The following is an 18,199-nucleotide window of genomic DNA, read 5'->3' as shown; positions in this document are numbered from 1 at the left end:
GTGTTACCTTTCCCTCCTTACGCGCGCAATCTCAATTCTTTGAGCAGATCGACAATAAATGAAACAAATTGATTGGAAATACCAAATAGCAAAATGCCTACAAACCAGATAATGGCGATCCCTATTACACTGATTATGGTGATAAAAATAACCTTGCGAATCTCAAAATCATGCAGGATCTTCACCTTCATTAAAATCAACCAAGCCACCCAAAGAATCACAAACTTGTGCAGCAGATTGAAGGTTGAAGCCTCATCCAGCGAAAGGACCAACGTTAGCAGTGTGACTGGGATGATAAAGAGCATGTATGGAACAAGCGCAAAGGCACTGCCCACAAAAATCTCTTTAAATTTTCCCTCACCATCCATAATCGTACTGACACCCCAGTTCGAGACACACCAGGTCAACCAAGGAACGATAAGCCAAATAAACTCATGAAACATAGAGATTTCATGCGGCTCTCTAGTTTGAAAAGCATACCCTGTAATCAGAATCGAGATCATTCGTGCCACAAAGGTCAGTAGAACGATGGCAATCCCCTGTATCCAGCGGATACGCTGCTTTCCTTGAATATCGTTATAGAACTGATAAGGATGAACTACAACCTGATGAATCATTCGCAAAGTGTTCATCCAATCTCCCCCTTTGCCGAGTCCAATACTGCCTTGTTTCCTCTATACAGCCAGGTATGGAATCTCCGGTATAATCTCGGCGCACTCCAGAACAGTACTAAGAACAGTCCAATTCCGCCGGCGAAGAAATAAGTAAAGTGCTCCCGGATATACAATTTACGATATTCGCGGAAAGCGGATGAATAGTCAGCTTTGGAATTTGAAAGCTTGAAATAGCTCATAGATTCCTTATATTGCTCTGCTTTATAAAGCGCTTTGCCGATAGCCTGATAAGCCATATCATAATTGGCGTTTAATCGCAGCACCTCTTGCCATAAGGATTGCGCTTCGTCATAGCTGCCATCTACATATAGCAAAGATGCCTGATGAACCAAATCCGCAAAGGGCGTGGTCCGGAAGCGATCGATTCTGCCCCGTCCTTTATCCACTACATAGATGAGACCATCAGCGGTTTGATCTACGGCGGAAGGAGTCACGAAGAGTCCATTCTGATCCCCAATCCCGCCGAAGCTGAATAACAAATTCCCCAGCTTGTCATATTGAAAGACTTTACTGGACTGCAAATCCAGCGCGGTTATAAATCCGTTCTTATCAATACTGATCCCCATAAAGGAAGCCATACTGAATGGACCCTCGGAGTAATAATCGCCGTACCAGCGTTTACCAATGTTTAGCGTATCTACGCCTACCGGAGATAACCGTTTGATCTGGTTATACTCTTCGCCCAGGGTTGTGCTGTAGATAAATCCTTCTTCATCCAGATCCACGTTTGAGAACTCAGAAGGTTTAACGGTCGCCAGCTGGTTCTGCTGCTCTTTGGTGGCCACCAGCTTAATTAAGAGTCGTGTCCAGGAGAAGCCTACATGGTTCGCTCCATAGAACCCCTTGAACTTACCGCCCGAGTCAATTTGCAGCAACCCCTGCGTGTTACCATCGCTCACCACATACATATAATCACGCTTATCTACAACTAATTTAGAAGGAGAATAAGAGAAATTAGCACCCAGTAATGGGCTATCCGGTTTTAGAAACTCTTTTACGAACTTTCCATTTTTATCAAAAATAGCAATACGCGCGTTTTTTGTATCTGCTACATATACCGTTCCATCCTCTTTCACGAATACACCCTTCGGCTCCTGCAGCTTGCCGCTGCCCTCCGCATCACCGATCAGATTTAGCAGACGACCGTCCTTATCCATATGAACAATACGGCTATTGCCCGTGTCTACTACGTAGAGTGAATCGTCATCACTAATAAAGAGAGATTCCGGATTTTTGAAGGACCCCGTATCTGTTCCTGTTGGATCGATAGAAGAATCGTAGAGATAACCATTAATCGAGCGGACCTCATTGCCGGACTGATTCCACGTATACCCCTCATACGGGGCTTCGCCAGCTAGTGCCTGCCCTGGAAGCAGCAGCACTGGCAGTGTCAGCGTCACCAGTAGCCCTGTTAGCAGCATTTTTTTCATATTGCGTCCTATCATCATTACTCCCCCTATTCCTTCAGCCCCGAATGGGCCATTGTCTGAAGCACCATCCGCTGCGTTAATATAAAGACAAGAATAGTCGGGAGAATCATCAAGAAGCTTGCTGCTGCCAAAGTACCTACCCTAGCAACGACTCCGGCTCCACCACTGATGGTTTGGATGGCAAGCGGCAATGTCTTCATTTCCTGAACAGTCGTATACACCATTGAAGGATACGGATCATTCCAAGCAGAAATAAAGCTAAATAAAGCAAAAGTCGAAATCGCCGGCTTAAGCATTGGCATCACAACCACCCAGAATACCTTCCATTCTGAAGCCCCGTCTATGCGGGCCGCCTCTAATAAAGCATCTGGAAGCTGCCGCAGGAACTGGGTCATAAGAAACATTCCCATCGGTGCAGCCAGATAAGGTAAGATCATTGCAAAATACGAATTCATTAATCCGCTGCGGCTAATCAGCAGATATTGCGGAATTTGCAATACTAAGGGTGAAAACATCAGCGCCGCCACAATCATACTAAAGATAGCGCTTTTAAATGGCATATTGTGCTTGGCAAGCGGATAAGCCGCCATTGCTGAAATTAAGACACCCCCGACCACAATCCCCGATGTAACGACCACGCTATTGAAAATAAACCGTGAGAACGGCACCGCCGAAGTTCCGGTAATTAACAGCAAATCACGAAAGTTCACCAACGTCGGATTCACTACGAAAAACCGCGGTGGGAACAGGAATAGTTCGCTTGTTGGTTTTAAAGCAGTCACTGCCATATAGACAAGTGGCAGCAGCATAATTAGGCCAAACACCGTTAAGAACAGATATAAAAAGATGCCGCCATAGTCAATACGCCGTAAATTTATTTTGTGCATCCTAATCCCTCCCCAGCACTTTGAAGATGAGACGGTTGAGCCCAAGCATCAAAGCGAACAGTAATACAGCAATCGCTGACGCATATCCCATCTCAAAGCGGATAAATGCGTAGTCGAACAGATGCGCCATAATCGTATGGCCTGCATAAAGGGGACTCGGAAATCCAACAAGCCGCATACTGACGTCAAATACGGTAAGCGAACCGACCACCTGCATCACCGCACCGAATAACAGCTGCGGTTTGACGCATGGAATCGTAATGTACCATAGCTCCTGCCAGCGGTACTTGACCCCATCAATTGAGCCAGCTTCATATAAATCTGTCGGTACATTTTGAAGTCCGGCCAGAAAAGCAAGGAAACCTACCCCCATACTCATCCATAAGGAAACTATGATGATCACCGGTACGATCGAATCTACATTTTGTAGAAATAAATAAGGTTCATTGATAATCCCCAGCTGAATGAGCCAGTGATTGAGCAACCCCTTGCGGTCGCCGGCGAACAAATACAACCAAACCACGGACATTGCTACTGCACTTGTAATCGATGGCACATAGTAGCATAGGGTATAGAAAAAGCGGAACTTCTGCGGAATCTGACTAATCAGCCAGGCCAGCAAGAAGGCCATAATATAACCTATCGGACCTGTAATAATAGCAAATTTCAGCGTAATCCCAACAGCTTTAAGAAAGATATCGTCGTCTACAAACAACAGCTTATAGTTAGAGAAGCCAATGAATCTCGGTGTCTCAATAATGTTGTAATAGCTGAAGCTTAGAACGACGGACATGATAATAGGAACAATAGTAAAAACGGTGAACAGAATCAGGAAAGGGGCCAAGAAATAATAGGAAACTTTATTTTTCTTGATATCTAACCAAAGCTGAGTCCATTTCCCGGGAGTTTTCGTCGGCTGCATCTGTACGGCTTCGTTCTGTGCCGGTGTAATTATTTCACTACTCATTTCTGACCTCCTTCCTCTTTGGCGCTTGAAGTCTGGGAAGTTTCAATTCCGAACTCTTCGCGTTTCTTACTGAGCTCTTTATTGATTTCACGCACACCTTGCTCCATCGCCTCCCGCGGGAATTTACCGTTGAGCACAATTTCATTCCAGATGTTGGCGATATGCCGGGTCGTGTAATATCCTCCAAGCACCACTTCGCGCTCTTTAAACCACTCCCACTGTTCCATAATGGCGTCGATATCATCTTGCTGCCACGGCAGACGTTTGAGTGCTTCAACATTGGCTGTATTCCAACGAGCTTCAACACCCAGCAAAGACTCAAGCTCTGAGCCGAAGTTCTCCTGTGCATCCGCACTGGTCCACCATTTCAGGAACTCCCAAGACTCTTCTTTCATATCCGTATCCTTAAAAATAATTCCTGTCTGTGCAAGCCCGCCTGTAGAACGGTTAATCTGTCCATCTGCTTGTTCAATACCCGGCATTGGTTTCATGCCCCACCAGCCTGTCAATTCAGGTGCGGCAGTAGATAACAGAATGTATGTGGAATAATCAGCAACGCCGATTGGCATCTCTCCAGAACGGAAACGGTTATAGAAATCCGCTTGTTTCTGCAGCTTGTAGTTCGTAAAGAGTCCCGTCCACATTTTCATAGCTGTCAGTGCTTCTGGTGAATCCAGATCAGACAACATCCCATTATTCTTATAGAAATCCCCGCCATACTGGAATAAGAACGGCGCAAACTCATTAATGGCTAGACTCGGATTGTTCGGGGCATGTGGATAATAGAAGTCCATCCCGTTTTGTTGCAGCACAGGAATCAGTTCCATAACCTCTTGCCACGTATTCGGAATATCCTTCTCGCTAATGCCCAGCTGTGCCATAATATCTTTCCGGTAAAAGAGCATCGTGAAGTTCTGATTCTCCGGCAATGCGAAGTCTCCGTTATCATACTTATAAGGAATCAGTGCACCCGCTCTGAAACGTTCAGCAACCTCTTGATAATCTGAGAATTCATTCAGATTCACGAGTGAATTCCGCACCGCGAAGTCAATCGGCACTTCACCCTCAACCCCCAGTGCCACATCGGGAGCAAGTCCGGCAGTATTGGCTAATAACAGAATCTGCTTCTGATCCGCTGCAAGCGTAGGAATAATATTGACGTTCACCTTGATGCCCGTGTTTGGTGTAAAGTCCTCATCCACCATTTGCTTAATGATCTCCGCCCAATCACGTCCACGAGAGATCCAGACATCCAGCACCTTTTCATTTTTGTACGTATTCCCTATACCGCTGTAATCCTTTGTAAAAGAACTAAAGAAGTCATACGTCATCGTCCCTACACGGGTATACCAAGGAGCCGCGTCTTTAGGCCATGGCTGATCTTCCGACTTCACTTCAATATAGTCCATTACAATACTCTGCTTCATTAATCCGTTGACCCATAAGCCAAGCGATGACTGCAGATCCGTAAATTGCTGAAGACGACCTGGAATACTTGAGGTATCCTTCGCCATTTCCAGGAACCGATCACGTGCTTCATAAAGCGTACTCAGCTCAGAGCTTCCATCCGCAACGCCAAAAGCATACATATCCTGCACAGCATCATCCAACGTCCGCGCCATCAAATGTAAACGTGGCACAAGATTAGGAATGTTCTGCTCCAGCTGCCAATCCCCGTTTGGATCAGGGTTCGTTCCCGTTACCTGCGTGATTTCACGTCCCAAAAGAGACATTTTATGTGTAGTGTTCAGCACAGCTTCAATCATTCCGCCTACACCCGATACTTGAACTTCCATCCGCAACGTATGCTTGCCTTGTTCGAGATAAAAGAAGTATTCTCCGTCCTCATTTCCCAGCTTGTTTACTTGCCATTCCGCTTTGTAAGGGAATTTCAAGGCATTCAGCTCTTGGAACGGTACCTCGCCATCGATCATAATCCGGCGTTCCACCGGTATCCCGTTTAGGAACCACTGGCCGTAACGAATTGCGATATTGTAGAGCCCTGACTCAGGAATCTCGAAATCCCATTCCGCCCATTGTCCACCCGTACGCCACCCGACACCCCCAAAACTATTAAGCACAATAGCATCTTTGTTAAAAGGTTCGGTGAGTGGCTCCCGGTCCTCGATCCGCTTCAGCGTTGGATCTGAACGAAGGGAGGATTCTTCTGCCTGAATTTTGATCACTTGATTCTGAACAGGCTTGTAACCCTTATTCTCATACTCCTGCTTCACTTCCGCATAAGTCGGGAGCGGTTCTGGAGAAAATATTCTCAGTTCACTAAGTGCGGCCGGCTCTCGGATGGCTTCCAGCTTCACCGTATGCTCCCCTTTGGTCAGATAAAAGCGAAAGGGATCCGCAGTTCTGGCCTCGGCATCTCGAAACTCCCGATATTGCCAGCCTGTTACCTCTTCCCGCTTGGGATTAAATTCATTCCCTTGATTGTCCAGCCATGGCTCTGCACTTTCCTTCCACATCCGCTGGAATTCCATTTTTTTTACTTGAGAGAATAAATACTCCCCATCAATCTTTACGCTTCGAATGATCGAGGATCGTTTACCAGGAAGGGCATAATACTCCATCCCCATCTGATACAACCCATCTGCCGGAACCGTAAATGTATATTCCACCCAGCTATCCTCTGCTTTAAGCGCTAGTACCTTGCCGGGTTTTCCACCAAGATCCGTCATTACCTCTGTACCTTCAGAACTAATGGCCTTATAATCCGCCGAAGGAATAGCAAGCGTAAAATCCGATGAGTCCTTTGCTCCATCCTGTTGTTTTTCCTCGTAATAGCTTAAGTAAGAGGCTTCGAGTTTTGAATTCACACTATCGCTTTCTAAAATAGAGCTTTCATCAACATCCGCATAAACGGGGATGCCATCCATCGCTGAATTATCAAACCCTCGTGATTGATTCCACCACACTAGGGAGACTCCTAAAAGTACCAGTAACAACAAACTAATCTTATATTTTCGCAGTATGCGTAACACGCATCGGTCTCCTCCCATCTTTACGGGCCTCTCGGACTTAAGTGAATACAAGCAGGGCAGCTCTGGCAATTGCAGGCTGCCCCTCCTGTTATTAGATTTCCTTACGGCTGCATTCCCATTGCCTTTTTAAAGGCAGCAATTTCTTTGGAAGCTTGCTTCAAGACATCATCACCAATTTTTTGAATAGCCGTCTTGGAATCTGTGTTCTTAGCCAGTGCATCACCGATCGCGGCTATAAAGATTTCCCAGCCCTTGTTATCTACTGGTGTAAGGTGTTTGACTGGAATATCGTTGCTTAATTGCTCATATAGTTTAAATTCCTCTTGCCCACCCAGATATTCATTTTTAGTGTTTGCGTACCAATCAAGACTGGAAATATCCTTGTAACCCGGCTGAATGGAATGTTTTGTCCAAATTTTCCAAGCATTTTCACTTCTCATGCTCCACTGAATGTAAGCCCATGCCGCTTCTTTATTTTTGCTTTGCGAAGGGATAACAAAGCTTGATCCGCCCATTCCCACGTTAATTCCTATTGGCAACCGGGTTACCTTCCATTTTCCGGCAAGCTCAGGGAATGTTTCTTGAAGTCCGCGTGCTCCGAATGAACCCGATACGACACCAACCAAATCACCTTTTAGAACTAGCTGTTTACCTTCGTCTGAGCCATAACCGATATGAGGTGCCCAGCCCAGCTGTTGTCCACGTTTTGTAATATCAAGAACCTTCACCATTTTGTCCGTATTACGTGTCCAGTTCATATCCTTATCAAAGTAGCCGACTTCATCTCCTGCCCATACGATCGGGCCATCGCTCCACTCCATGAAATATTTACCGTTAGCTTTCAAAATTTGAGCCAGGTTCAAGAGATTCTCTTCATCTTGCATGTATTCGCCAAGCTCAGCAGGATCACTTGGCAATCCAAGCTCTTCAAAAATGTCTGCACGGTAGTAATAAACCCCCGGGGTCATATCCCAAGGCATACCAAGCAGCTGTGAGCTGTCCGGTGTCATCCAACGTTCCCAGTTATATGGAACAACCAGATCTTTATATTTTCCAGCGTTATAAGGCTCTTCCAAAAGATTCTCCAGCACATTGCCCGCCATATAGCGATTCAACTGGTACATTTCTACTTCTGCTACGTCCGGTGCCCCGCTACCTGCGGCGATTGTCGTTTGCAGCTTGTCATGCAGGTCGCCAAAGGGCATAACTACCGTCTTCAGCTTAATTCCAGGATATTCAGCCATAAAAGCAGCGCCGACTTCCTCGAACACTTTTTCATTAAAGGCCCAAACGGTAACCTCACCTTGAATATCTTTGCTTGGCAGGTCGTTGGCAGGATCTGTTGCTTCCGTGCCCTCAGTAGCTGTTGCATTGGTTGGCTCACTAGCATTATTGGTTTTTTCAGTGTTCGTTTTTACGTTGTTAGCTGCATTTTTATTCGTCGTTGAGCTTCCAGCGCTGCTACAGGCTGACAGAATAAGCACAAAAACCATTAACATACATACGACTAAACTGCTCGTTTTTCTTTGCGAAATCATAACCTAACCTCCCTCTTAAATTGAACAAATAAATGCCTGTTTATAGTGAAGGAGTGAACTCCCTCCGTGACCAGCTATTTGCCCCCTTCCTTTAGTCTTAACACGGTCACGGAATATTTCGGGAATTCAAACTCCAGACTACCTTTGTCTACACTTATCTTTTGAGTTACAGGTGCCACCTTGTCAGGTTCAGCGAAGCTATTCTCAGCATTTAAATCGTCCGACTGAAGTACGGTAGCTGTTCCTTCCAGGCTTGATGTGGCAAGTCCGGCAAAAGAAACATCCGTGCGCTGAGCAGTGTCACCTGCATTAACGACTTTAACGATCAGCTCACCTGTGGCAAGATCACGGCTCGCAGTTTGGAACAGCGGCCCTGCCGGACTTTCATCATTCACCTCTTGTATAAGCTTGCCGTCGAGATAGAGCCGGATATTAGAACCGGATAATTCAATGCGGATATCGTACAATTTACCAGTCTCAATCCTTACAGGAACCGTTCTTCCGATGACTGCTCTTGTTCCACCTACTGATTTTTCAATCGCGCTCTGCGTATTTCCCCAGCCGCCAAGATTCCACCAATAGAAGTTGCCTTCATCTTTAGAGCCGAACATAATGAGCATGCCTTCTGCTCCGCCAGTCTTTTTCGCCTTAAGAGAAAGTGTATAGTCACTCCATGAAGCCTCACCGGCAACTGCGCGAATATCAATATCATTAGAAGTCTGCTTAAAAGTACCCTTGGATTGTTCCCAGTCCCCATTGTTTAGAGTCCAGGCTCCGGAATCCTTCTTGAAATGATCTTCAAAAAGAACGTCATCACCTTTCGCTACTCGTACATCACTGTACTCTACCTGCGTGGCCCAAGTCCCCAATCCAATTCCACCTTGAATGGATTGCTTACCGGGGGGTTCTTCTTGACCTAGAGCCACAAGTGAGGTTGGAAGAACTACATCCCCCTTATTGCTTCCGAACATCTGCTGCACATGATAAGAAGGTGTTCCGTAGCTAGTCGATGAATCAAACACAATAGCATCCGGGTTCCAAGTACGATCCTTCGTATTCACAAACAACGGAGCATAGGAGGACATTTTCACGATATCAGAATTCCGTTCCATACCCATCATAAAAGCGGCCTCGCCGATTGCAGCGTTCAGATTGCCTTCTCCGGCACCCTTGGTCACCGCATACTCACCAACATAAATCTCAGGACCACTACGGTCATAAGTATCGTATCTGTTCGAGTTGCTGAGGAACCATTCAGAGGTTTCATAGTAATGCTCATCAACCCTTTCGATAGGCTCACCTTCAACTGCCGCATTGGCAATGAGATGAATCTCTGGATACTGCTCTTTAATTGCCTTATAAAACAGGCCATAACGCTTAATATATTCACTCATCTGGAAATTGTTTTCGTTACCAATCTCTACATATTTCATATTAAAAGGCTCCGGATGACCATTGGCGGCTCTTTGTGCCCCCCATTTGCTAGTAACCGGTCCGTTTGCATATTCAATGGCGTCCAGCGCATCTTGTATCCACGGCTGAATTTCACTGACTGGAACGGTATTCTGCTTGGCTATAGGATCTCCGTTATGTGAAATCCCGATATAAGCTACATATAATGGTTCCGCTTTCAGATCTTCAGCCCATTGCAGATATTCGTGGAAGCCCAGCCCATCTGAGGAGCGATAATCCCAATATCCCTTATGACCGGGACGCGTCTCAATCGGTCCAATGGTATTCTTCCATTGATAAGCATCTGTTGGCGTTTTTCCTTCCACAAAACATCCCCCCGGAAAACGAACGAATGCGGGTTTCATCGCAGCTACCTTTTCAGCCAAATCGATGCGAAGTCCATTCTCTCTGTTGTTCCAAGTCTCAGGAAACAAAGACACCATATCGAGATAAACAGTACCTACATTTGCAGCAGAGATTACAATTCGTGCGTTTGCTACAGTACCTGTAGAAGTCAGTGTGTATGTATATGGATTCCATCCTTCTTTTAACTTATCAACGGTCTGTTCTGCATATAGCTCTTTGCCATCCGGGCTTTCTAACGTTATACGCAGTGGCATAATGTCCCCTGGCTCTGGCCGCGCATAGAAAGACAACTTGTAACTGGCATCCTTCGTCAAAGCGATCCCCCAGTAACCGTTATTCACAGCAGATACCGAACCGCCCTCGGCAGCAGATGATACTGTTAAAGCCATTGCCTGGGTCTGAGCATCGTTCAAAAGCTTAGTGCCGGTCAGAGCAAGCTTCCCTTTACTGCCTCCTTTTTCATCAATCCACCAATTGAACAATGTGACCGAACTATCCTCAAAGGAACGATTGGAAATCAGCTCTGCATATAGCCCTCCATCTCCCGCATGATTAATCTCTTCGAAAAAGGCTCCGTACAACATCGGGCTTATCTTAGCTCCCGGATTTTCCGTATCCACGGTCAACGTATACGCGGGTCCACTACTTGTATTAGCTGCTGTCGCCGGTGGAACAGTTTCCTTTCCCGCTTCACCCGTTGCTTCTACGGCAGATTCCTTAGACTGAGACAGTGGCGCGGTGTTTTCTCCCTTAGAAGCCCAATAATACGTCAGACCGCCAACTACAATCACGAAAATCAACACCGTAAGCCATAGTTTTCGTCCATATTTATTCAAAGATATTTACCCCCAACTTTTTATTAGCATTTTCATTTTCTTATGAAGCGAACAAATCCTTCCATTCGTAAAAACTTAAAATTATTCCGTAAAACCTAAATGAATCCGTTTCCATTGATAAAATACCATACTAAAATCTGGTTGTAAATAAATTAAACTAAACCTTTTTATACTTTTATGAATATAATTTCCAATAGATATGCAAGAAATTAAGAGATTTATTAGTTTTTTTAAAATAAATTCCCTCTTTTCATCTCACCATCTTTATATTCCTCTAAAATAAACGGGGGTTTACAGCCATAAGTAAGTTTATTTTTCATTTTTCCCTCCATTTATTTTACTGTTTTATTTTTCCATTCAAATAATGATGAAATTAAAATTAATTTTATTCTCACCAAAAAATCATATAAAAAAAGCTCCCCTTTGCCTAAACTCGGGCAAAGGAAAGCTATAGTTATATCTCAACTAAATTTAGTTCCGCCACTTCATAAACTTGTAATCAAGAAAATCAACAAGCAAGAAGAGAATAAAACCGACCAAGCTGAACAACATAATTCCCGCATACATCTCCGGATAATCTAATCTTAACCACGCATCCATGATGAAAAAGCCCATGCCGTGCTCTGTTCCATAAATCTCCGTAAAAAACAGTACAGATATCGCTGTCCCTAGCGAAATACGAATCGTACTCAGAATCACTGACAATGCACCCGGCAGTGTCACATGCCAGAACTTCTGCACAGCGCTGGCACCTATACTAGTTAAGACATCATAGGTATTGTCCGGAATAGCCTTAACCCCATCCCTTACAGAGATGATGATCTGAAACAATAGAATCAGCATGATCATTAGGATTTTGGACGTTTCCCCAAGCCCGAAGAACAGCATCACTACTGGAAGCAGGGCAATTTTGGGAACCGGATAGGTCAAGTAAACCACAGGGTCCAGCAGTTTGTTCCAGGTCAACGAACGTCCCATTAGAAGACCTATAAGCAGTCCAATAATTAACGCCATTACCACACCTGCAAAAATTCTGAACAAGCTATACCCTACATTTATAGCAATATCCTGCGCCCCTAACTGAAACATCGCTTTATATACAGCAAAGGGACTTGGCAAAATCGAATGATTCATAAGTAAAAATGCGATATACCAGACTACATTCATACAGACAAATACAAATAGAAGCCTTACTAGATGATGAAGTCGACGTTTGTTTACCATATCTCCTGCATTACCTTTCTAATCCGCTTAGTCTGCTCAAAGAAATCTACACTGTCCCGCTTATCCTCATGCTTCATATGAAACACCAACTGATTATCAATAATCTCAGGTTTAGTTTCTTTGTTGGAAGGCATGACAATAATCTTTTGCCCCAGCAGAATCGCTTCTTCCACATCATGAGTGACAAATAATGTAGTCGTAGGGTTAGCCAGCCAGTTATCTAAAAAGAGGACCTGCAGCGTTTCCCTTGTTATCGCATCGAGTGCAGAGAATGGCTCGTCCAGCAACAGAATAGTAGGCAAAATGGCAAAAGCTCTGGCAATCGCCACTCTTTGCTGCTGGCCTCCACTAAGGGATAAGGGATAACGTTCTGCTAAATCAGAGATCGCCATCGACAAAAGCCACTGCTTAATCTGCGTCTCCCGTTCTTGCTTGGATGAACTTGCCGTATGCGTAATCTTCATCGCTATCTGAATATTATCATGTACAGTCTTCCAAGGAAGAAGCCCGTAGTTCTGCGGCACCAGCCCGATTAACGTTTCTTTCCCATGCACAGATTTCTCATTAAAAAGAATGTGTCCCTGATAGCTAGGCAGCAAACCCGCAATCGCCCGTAATAAAGTTGATTTTCCGCTGCCGGAGGGTCCGATAATGGTGTAAATCCCGTGCTCCGGCAAAGTTAAATCTACCTGACCCAAGGCCAATTGTCCGCTCTTATATTCTACTTTCAGATCCTTTATAACGAGTCCTTTATTTCTTGAATTGGACATCAGAAATCACATCTTCAGCCGAGATATTTTTGCTGAGCAAACCTTTTTCCCGTGCCCAAGCAAATGCGGCCTCTACTTCCTTCACATCCACTTGATAAGCTGGTACATAATCTGGTACCTTGATTTCATCTTTTAATGTTTCCGGATATCCTACTTCTTTGATTACAAGATCGATATATTCGGATTGCTCATGGGATTTCATATAAGCTACTGCTTCATCATATGCAGCATACATACTGCGGATAGCCTCTGCTTTGGCATCAATTGCAGTTTGCGGGAAAGCTAAAACGAACGGATTTACTCCCGCAGTTAGCGTTGAGCTCAGTACACGCAGCCCTGAGGTTTTGCCCATAGTTACAAAAGGTTCCGGCAAAATAGCCGCATCCGCCTTATTATTCTTAAGCAATTCTAAACGGGTCGGAATCTGTGGAACCTCTGTGACTGTAATATCATCTTCGGTCAGGCCCGCTTGTTTCAGCATCATTGCCACTGTATATTGTGTGGAGGTATTTTTGGACAAAATCACGGTTTTACCCTTCAAATCCTTCACATCCTGGATGGATTCATTTCCAGTCAGCAAATCAAACTCTCCAAAAGTTGTACTGGCGATCTTCACATCCAGTCCAGCCTCATTGTAAATGGAGATCGCAACCAGGTCAGCGCTTAGACCATCCAGCTTGCCTGCTTGAAAAGCTACATCCCGATCTTTGGCGCTTTTAAATGTTTGGATATCCAGCTCCACACCGTGGTTTTTATCGAAACCTTGTTCATGTGCGATGATAAAAGGAATAGCATCAATCGAGGGCAATAAACCTAGCGACAAGGAGGTAACTTCTTTTGCAGCTTCTGGAGCAGCTCCCTCTGACGATTCTGTATTTGTATTATTTTTCGAACCACAGCCGACTGCAAGTGCAGCGATGACAACAACCATCATAGATAACAACAACATTCTCTTTAGACCTTTATTCTTCATTTAACTCTCCTGCCTCCATTATTCTTTCTATAGTGTAATTCTCTGTAATATTCTTTGCTCACTCATAAATGTGCATGCAAAAAAATCCTTAAGCTCTACAAAAAAAGCTTTAGGCATGTTAAGTTTACCACCAATCTTTATATTTTGTATATTTATAAATTTAGATATAAGTAAATAGAAGCGACGCAAAAAAAGCTGACAGCGGAATGGTTCCGCTACCAGCCTCAATCTCAATGTTATGGAGTTAGTAGATTTGTGTGGATTTTAATGACAGCCTTTTTAATCTGCTGCCCCGGTTGACCCATACCCGGTCTGTGAACATCATGAGGGAAAAAGACCGCGAACATGCCAGGCTTCAAAGATAACAATATTTCATCTGCTGATGGGGGATAAAGCGCATATTCTCCTTCGGCATCGTAAGGCTTAATGGGTTCGATCCCTTCTTGCAGGGTTGCCCAGCCAATCGTTTCTTCACCTTCGATCAGATAATGCACATCAATATAGGCCTCATGCTTCTCTGCGACTTGTTCCTCCAGCGATTTTGCCTCAAGAGCCATAATCGAAGCATACATTTCGTTCCCGCGAATTTCGATTCGTCCAAGATCAGGATCATGTTGTAAGATTACTTTCAATTCCTCGATAGCCTCAACAAAGACAGGATTCTCATACTTGATATGCTCTTCCCAAGATGACAAAGAACCTAAGATCATAGCTTTCCATTCCCCTCACATCTTAATGTACTAAACCAGTTTCTCACTGACTGCTGAAGCTGTTGTTTCTTTATTAATTATGGATTGCTCACTAGTCTTCTTGAAATATTCTACATATAAAATATCAAGCAGATAGAGCTGCGATATCTTTGCAGATAATGAACCCCCTTGCAGCGGTCCTTCATTAGCACCACATAGCAGGGTCAGATCGGAGTACGAGGTTAGCGGTGACTTTTCAAACCTAGTAATGGATATTACTTTGGCTCCTCTTTCCTTTGCTTTTCTCGCAACCTCAATGCTATCCTTGGTCGAGCCGGAATAAGAAATCACAACAGCGACATCCCGGTTAGACATCAGTGCTGCCGACATCATCTGCAGATGTGAATCCATTAAACATTCCGTTTTGTTCGTAATGCGCATAAATTTAATTTTGGCTTCCATAGCTGTGACTAGAGAAGAGCCCACACCGAAAAATAATACACGTTCTGCATTAATCAAATACTCAATAGCCTCACTGATCTTCTGTATATCAATTAAATTATAGGTCTCGTTGAGTGCACTTACATTCGTGGTCAGCACTTTAGAAGCAACAGCTTCAATCGTATCATCCATCAGAATTTGATCGGTAAGCTGCGGGATCTCATTCTCCACAGTGATGCTATGTGCCAGTGCAATCTTGAACTCTTGATACCCTTTATAACTTAAAGATTTGCAAAATCGAAATATACTTGACTCCCCAACATCACATGCATCTGCAAGATCAGTAATCGACATGTAGACTACACTTCTCGTGTTCTCCAGTACGTAGTCCGCTACCTTCTTCTCCGTATTCGTCAAATTATTGTATTTAGAATGAATTGAAGAAAAAATACTGATTGTCCGCAAAAAAGCCCCTCCTTTTCAATAAATTAATGTACGAATAAGGAGGAAGCTCCCAGCAGACCTGCCTTATTCCCTAATGAGGCTTTAACAATTCTCACTCCCGCAAAGCTTTCCATAAGCAAAGACTTCGTTCGTTCTTCTACCCTTCGAACCAAATCTTCTTGTTCCATTACGCCGCCACCAATAATAATCGCGGATGGATTGAAGATATGCGTGATAGAAGCTAAACCAACAGCCACTTCAGTAATCCATAGATCTAAAATACGTTCAAGCTGCTCATTTCCGCTCTGTATTTTATCAAATAAGGCTTTTCCATCCGTGCATTCGGGATCTGCCAGTTGAGCCATCTTGACTAAAGCTGTGGTTGAAGCGTGTTTTTCATAATATGGCAGTCCTTCTACTCCGGATGTGGCCGACAATGGGTGAGTAAAGATATGGCCAAATTCAGCCGCTACCCCATTAGCCCCTTTGTAGATTTGGCGATTAATGACGATTGCACCGCCAATGCCTGTGCCAAAGGTTAGACATAAGAAATTGTTAAAGCTCTGAGCAGCTCCATAATAAGCTTCGCCTAATGCAGCTGAATTCACATCGTTCTCTACCATAACAGGTTTATGAAAATGATGGGTGACAATATCCTTAATTTTCATTCCAGTATATCTAGGTATATTTTCGTTAGCATAGACAATAAATCCTTCTTCTGCATTAACTTGGCCCGCGGTGCTTATGGCAATGGCATCAAAATGATCGTATTCTGCAATCTTCTCCAGCGTTCTTGAGATTACATGAGGTCCCCCCAAGTAGCTTTCTGTTGCATACTCCTTGAAGTCATGTACATTCCCCTGTTTATCGCATATACACATCTTGGTATTGGTACCGCCAACATCTACGGCTACAATCCTCATTTCCATCTACCCTCTCTGGCGTTCTACTGAATAGCGTTCACAAACCGTTTCGTAATCTCCATCGGTCTCGTGATCGCAGAGCCAACCACTGCTGAATACACACCTAAATCAAACATGGTCTTTAATTCTTCAGGAGTGGAAACCCCACCTTCAGCTATAACGGGAACAGAGAAGTTGTTGACGATTTGTTGAACCAATTCAAAATCTGGCAAGTTGCGCCCTTTAGTAGCCTCTGTATAACCGCTCAAGGTAGTTCCAATCAGATCAAATCCCAGCTCAACAGCCTTCGCAGCTTCCGCAAATGTAGAACAATCCGCCATAAACAGTTGATCTTTGTAAGTCTCTTTTAAAAGTGGAAAAAGTTCAGAAATGGTAGATCCATCCGGGCGAATACGGTCTGTAGCATCCATAGCAATGATATCTACCCCTTCGCGGTACAGCTCATCGACTTCCTTTTGAGTGGGTGTAATAAAGACTTCAGAGCCTTCATACACCTTTTTGATTATCCCAATGATCGGCAGATTCACTTGCTTTTTGATTTCTTGAATATCCGCTACGCTATTTGCCCGAATTCCAGAAGCCCCGCCTAAGTAAGCAGCATAAGCCATTCTCCCCATAATAAACGGGCTATGCAGCGGTTCTTCTGGTAAGGCTTGACTGGAGACGACTAATTTATGTTTTATTTTTTTAAGTACATTATTTTCAGTATTCATCAGTAACCCACTCCACATTTTTATTTATTCTTTAACTGCTCCTGCCGTAATCCCATTGGTGAAGAACCGTTGGAATAACATGAACACTAGCAACATCGGAATTGCAGCGATGGTAGCTCCGGCCATTTTATAAGCGAAATTAGGATTCAAATCCTGCATTAAGGTCGCAGTACCAACCATTAATGTTTTCATTTTGTTCTCTTGGCCTATAACCAGCTGCCACAAATAATCATTCCAGACTTGCACGAAATTCAGAATAAATAAGGCTCCAATACCAGGTTTGACAATAGGCAGCATGATGCGTGTGAAGATTCTCCATTCATTTGCACCATCTATTCTCCCGGCTTCTCTTAAGGCATTAGGGGTTAAATCGAAGAATCCCTTTAATAGGAACACTCCAAATGCACCCGCCACGTTCGGCCAAATCATACCGTTATAACTATTTACCATTCCAAATTGTTGGGTGATCCGGAATAAGGGTACAATCATAATTTCTTTAGGAATCATCAAGCTTGATATAAAGATAATGAAGATTATATTTTTACCTTTAAAATTAATCTTTGAGAATGCATAGGCGGCCATAGAGCCTACAACAATAACCAAAATAGTAGAAACACCTGATACATAAATACTATTAAACGTCCATCTTAAAGCCGGCTGGTTCTGAAATACATCCACATAGTTGGAGAATGTAATCGATTTGGGCCACCAGTCTGGAGGCATCTTCACAACATCCGAGCTGTTCTTGAGTGAACTTGTGAATAACCAATATAGTGGAAAAAGATTAAGGAGTGCGAAGAGGATAATGATTACATTCGATATCACATCAAACTTCTCTCTCTTTTTCTTGTTTTTAATCTTCGACATGTTGTATTCCCC

At 43.9% G+C, this 18,199-nt stretch carries 15 protein-coding genes; all 15 read right to left on the bottom strand.

Annotation, left to right across the window (positions count from 1 at the left end; all coding sequences use genetic code 11):
* Positions 1 to 17 precede the first annotated feature (17 nt).
* On the bottom strand, positions 18 to 632 hold the full coding sequence (locus NST45_RS02440; RefSeq protein ID WP_076129177.1) for a YIP1 family protein: 615 nt from the start codon (positions 630 to 632) through the stop codon (positions 18 to 20).
* Positions 629 to 2,122 carry a hypothetical protein gene (locus tag NST45_RS02435; protein WP_339824789.1) on the bottom strand — a complete coding sequence of 498 codons (1,494 nt, stop codon included), beginning with the start codon at positions 2,120 to 2,122 and terminating at the stop codon, positions 629 to 631. The genes NST45_RS02440 and NST45_RS02435 overlap by 4 nt, the downstream gene beginning before the upstream one ends.
* Positions 2,123 to 2,130: 8 nt before the next feature.
* Positions 2,131 to 2,991 (bottom strand): carbohydrate ABC transporter permease, encoded by an 861-nt coding sequence (locus tag NST45_RS02430; protein ID WP_036679629.1) that lies wholly within the window; start codon positions 2,989 to 2,991, stop codon positions 2,131 to 2,133.
* A 1-nt stretch (position 2,992) separates the two neighbouring features.
* Entirely contained in the window at positions 2,993 to 3,958 is a 966-nt protein-coding gene (locus NST45_RS02425) for a sugar ABC transporter permease (RefSeq protein ID WP_052097291.1), read from the bottom strand.
* Positions 3,955 to 6,885 carry an extracellular solute-binding protein gene (locus NST45_RS02420; protein ID WP_280753685.1) on the bottom strand — a complete coding sequence of 977 codons (2,931 nt, stop codon included), beginning with the start codon at positions 6,883 to 6,885 and terminating at the stop codon, positions 3,955 to 3,957. Before NST45_RS02420 ends, NST45_RS02425 begins: the two co-directional genes overlap by 4 nt.
* A 167-nt stretch (positions 6,886 to 7,052) precedes the next feature.
* Positions 7,053 to 8,489 carry an extracellular solute-binding protein gene (locus tag NST45_RS02415; protein ID WP_339824786.1) on the bottom strand — a complete coding sequence of 479 codons (1,437 nt, stop codon included), beginning with the start codon at positions 8,487 to 8,489 and terminating at the stop codon, positions 7,053 to 7,055.
* A 74-nt stretch (positions 8,490 to 8,563) separates the two neighbouring features.
* Entirely contained in the window at positions 8,564 to 11,143 is a 2,580-nt protein-coding gene (locus NST45_RS02410; protein ID WP_339824783.1) for an alpha-L-arabinofuranosidase C-terminal domain-containing protein, read from the bottom strand.
* A 471-nt stretch (positions 11,144 to 11,614) separates the two neighbouring features.
* The gene (locus NST45_RS02405; protein ID WP_036679634.1) at positions 11,615 to 12,367 is read right to left on the bottom strand and encodes an ABC transporter permease; all 753 of its coding nucleotides are present in this window, start codon (positions 12,365 to 12,367) and stop codon (positions 11,615 to 11,617) included.
* A complete protein-coding gene (locus NST45_RS02400; protein ID WP_036679637.1) occupies positions 12,361 to 13,137 on the bottom strand; it encodes an ABC transporter ATP-binding protein in 777 nt (258 codons plus the stop codon). The genes NST45_RS02405 and NST45_RS02400 overlap by 7 nt, the downstream gene beginning before the upstream one ends.
* Positions 13,118 to 14,110: an ABC transporter substrate-binding protein gene (locus tag NST45_RS02395; protein ID WP_094902111.1), complete on the bottom strand. Its 993-nt coding sequence runs from the start codon at positions 14,108 to 14,110 to the stop codon at positions 13,118 to 13,120. The genes NST45_RS02400 and NST45_RS02395 overlap by 20 nt, the downstream gene beginning before the upstream one ends.
* A gap of 236 nt (positions 14,111 to 14,346) precedes the next feature.
* Entirely contained in the window at positions 14,347 to 14,820 is a 474-nt protein-coding gene (locus tag NST45_RS02390; RefSeq protein WP_036679640.1) for a YhcH/YjgK/YiaL family protein, read from the bottom strand.
* A 30-nt stretch (positions 14,821 to 14,850) separates the two neighbouring features.
* Entirely contained in the window at positions 14,851 to 15,705 is an 855-nt protein-coding gene (locus NST45_RS02385) for a MurR/RpiR family transcriptional regulator (protein ID WP_051491079.1), read from the bottom strand.
* A 23-nt stretch (positions 15,706 to 15,728) separates the two neighbouring features.
* Positions 15,729 to 16,607, bottom strand: coding sequence for an ROK family protein (locus tag NST45_RS02380; protein WP_036679643.1), 879 nt, complete (start codon positions 16,605 to 16,607; stop codon positions 15,729 to 15,731).
* Positions 16,608 to 16,630: 23 nt separating this feature from the next.
* Positions 16,631 to 17,320 (bottom strand): N-acetylmannosamine-6-phosphate 2-epimerase, encoded by a 690-nt coding sequence (locus tag NST45_RS02375; RefSeq protein WP_036679646.1) that lies wholly within the window; start codon positions 17,318 to 17,320, stop codon positions 16,631 to 16,633.
* A 24-nt stretch (positions 17,321 to 17,344) separates the two neighbouring features.
* Positions 17,345 to 18,187 carry a carbohydrate ABC transporter permease gene (locus NST45_RS02370; RefSeq protein WP_080742596.1) on the bottom strand — a complete coding sequence of 281 codons (843 nt, stop codon included), beginning with the start codon at positions 18,185 to 18,187 and terminating at the stop codon, positions 17,345 to 17,347.
* Positions 18,188 to 18,199: the final 12 nt, after the last annotated feature.

Origin of the sequence: Paenibacillus sp. FSL R7-0163 (assembly GCF_037969975.1) — a bacterium.
GTDB lineage: Bacteria > Bacillota > Bacilli > Paenibacillales > Paenibacillaceae > Paenibacillus_AQ > Paenibacillus_AQ odorifer.
This window is presented reverse-complemented; position numbering and strand designations above follow the sequence as displayed.

Bases quoted from the DNA above. Each gene is read 5' to 3' on its own strand.
- NST45_RS02440 (WP_076129177.1), bottom strand. From the start codon at position 632: ATGAACACTTTGCGAATGATTCATCAGGTTGTAGTTCATCCTTATCAG.
- NST45_RS02435 (WP_339824789.1), bottom strand. From the start codon at position 2,122: ATGATGATAGGACGCAATATGAAAAAAATGCTGCTAACAGGGCTACTG.
- NST45_RS02430 (WP_036679629.1), bottom strand. From the start codon at position 2,991: ATGCACAAAATAAATTTACGGCGTATTGACTATGGCGGCATCTTTTTA.
- NST45_RS02425 (WP_052097291.1), bottom strand. From the start codon at position 3,958: ATGAGTAGTGAAATAATTACACCGGCACAGAACGAAGCCGTACAGATG.
- NST45_RS02415 (WP_339824786.1), bottom strand. From the start codon at position 8,489: ATGATTTCGCAAAGAAAAACGAGCAGTTTAGTCGTATGTATGTTAATG.
- NST45_RS02405 (WP_036679634.1), bottom strand. From the start codon at position 12,367: ATGGTAAACAAACGTCGACTTCATCATCTAGTAAGGCTTCTATTTGTA.
- NST45_RS02400 (WP_036679637.1), bottom strand. From the start codon at position 13,137: ATGTCCAATTCAAGAAATAAAGGACTCGTTATAAAGGATCTGAAAGTA.
- NST45_RS02395 (WP_094902111.1), bottom strand. From the start codon at position 14,110: ATGAAGAATAAAGGTCTAAAGAGAATGTTGTTGTTATCTATGATGGTT.
- NST45_RS02390 (WP_036679640.1), bottom strand. From the start codon at position 14,820: ATGATCTTAGGTTCTTTGTCATCTTGGGAAGAGCATATCAAGTATGAG.
- NST45_RS02380 (WP_036679643.1), bottom strand. From the start codon at position 16,607: ATGAGGATTGTAGCCGTAGATGTTGGCGGTACCAATACCAAGATGTGT.
- NST45_RS02375 (WP_036679646.1), bottom strand. From the start codon at position 17,320: ATGAATACTGAAAATAATGTACTTAAAAAAATAAAACATAAATTAGTC.
- NST45_RS02370 (WP_080742596.1), bottom strand. From the start codon at position 18,187: ATGTCGAAGATTAAAAACAAGAAAAAGAGAGAGAAGTTTGATGTGATA.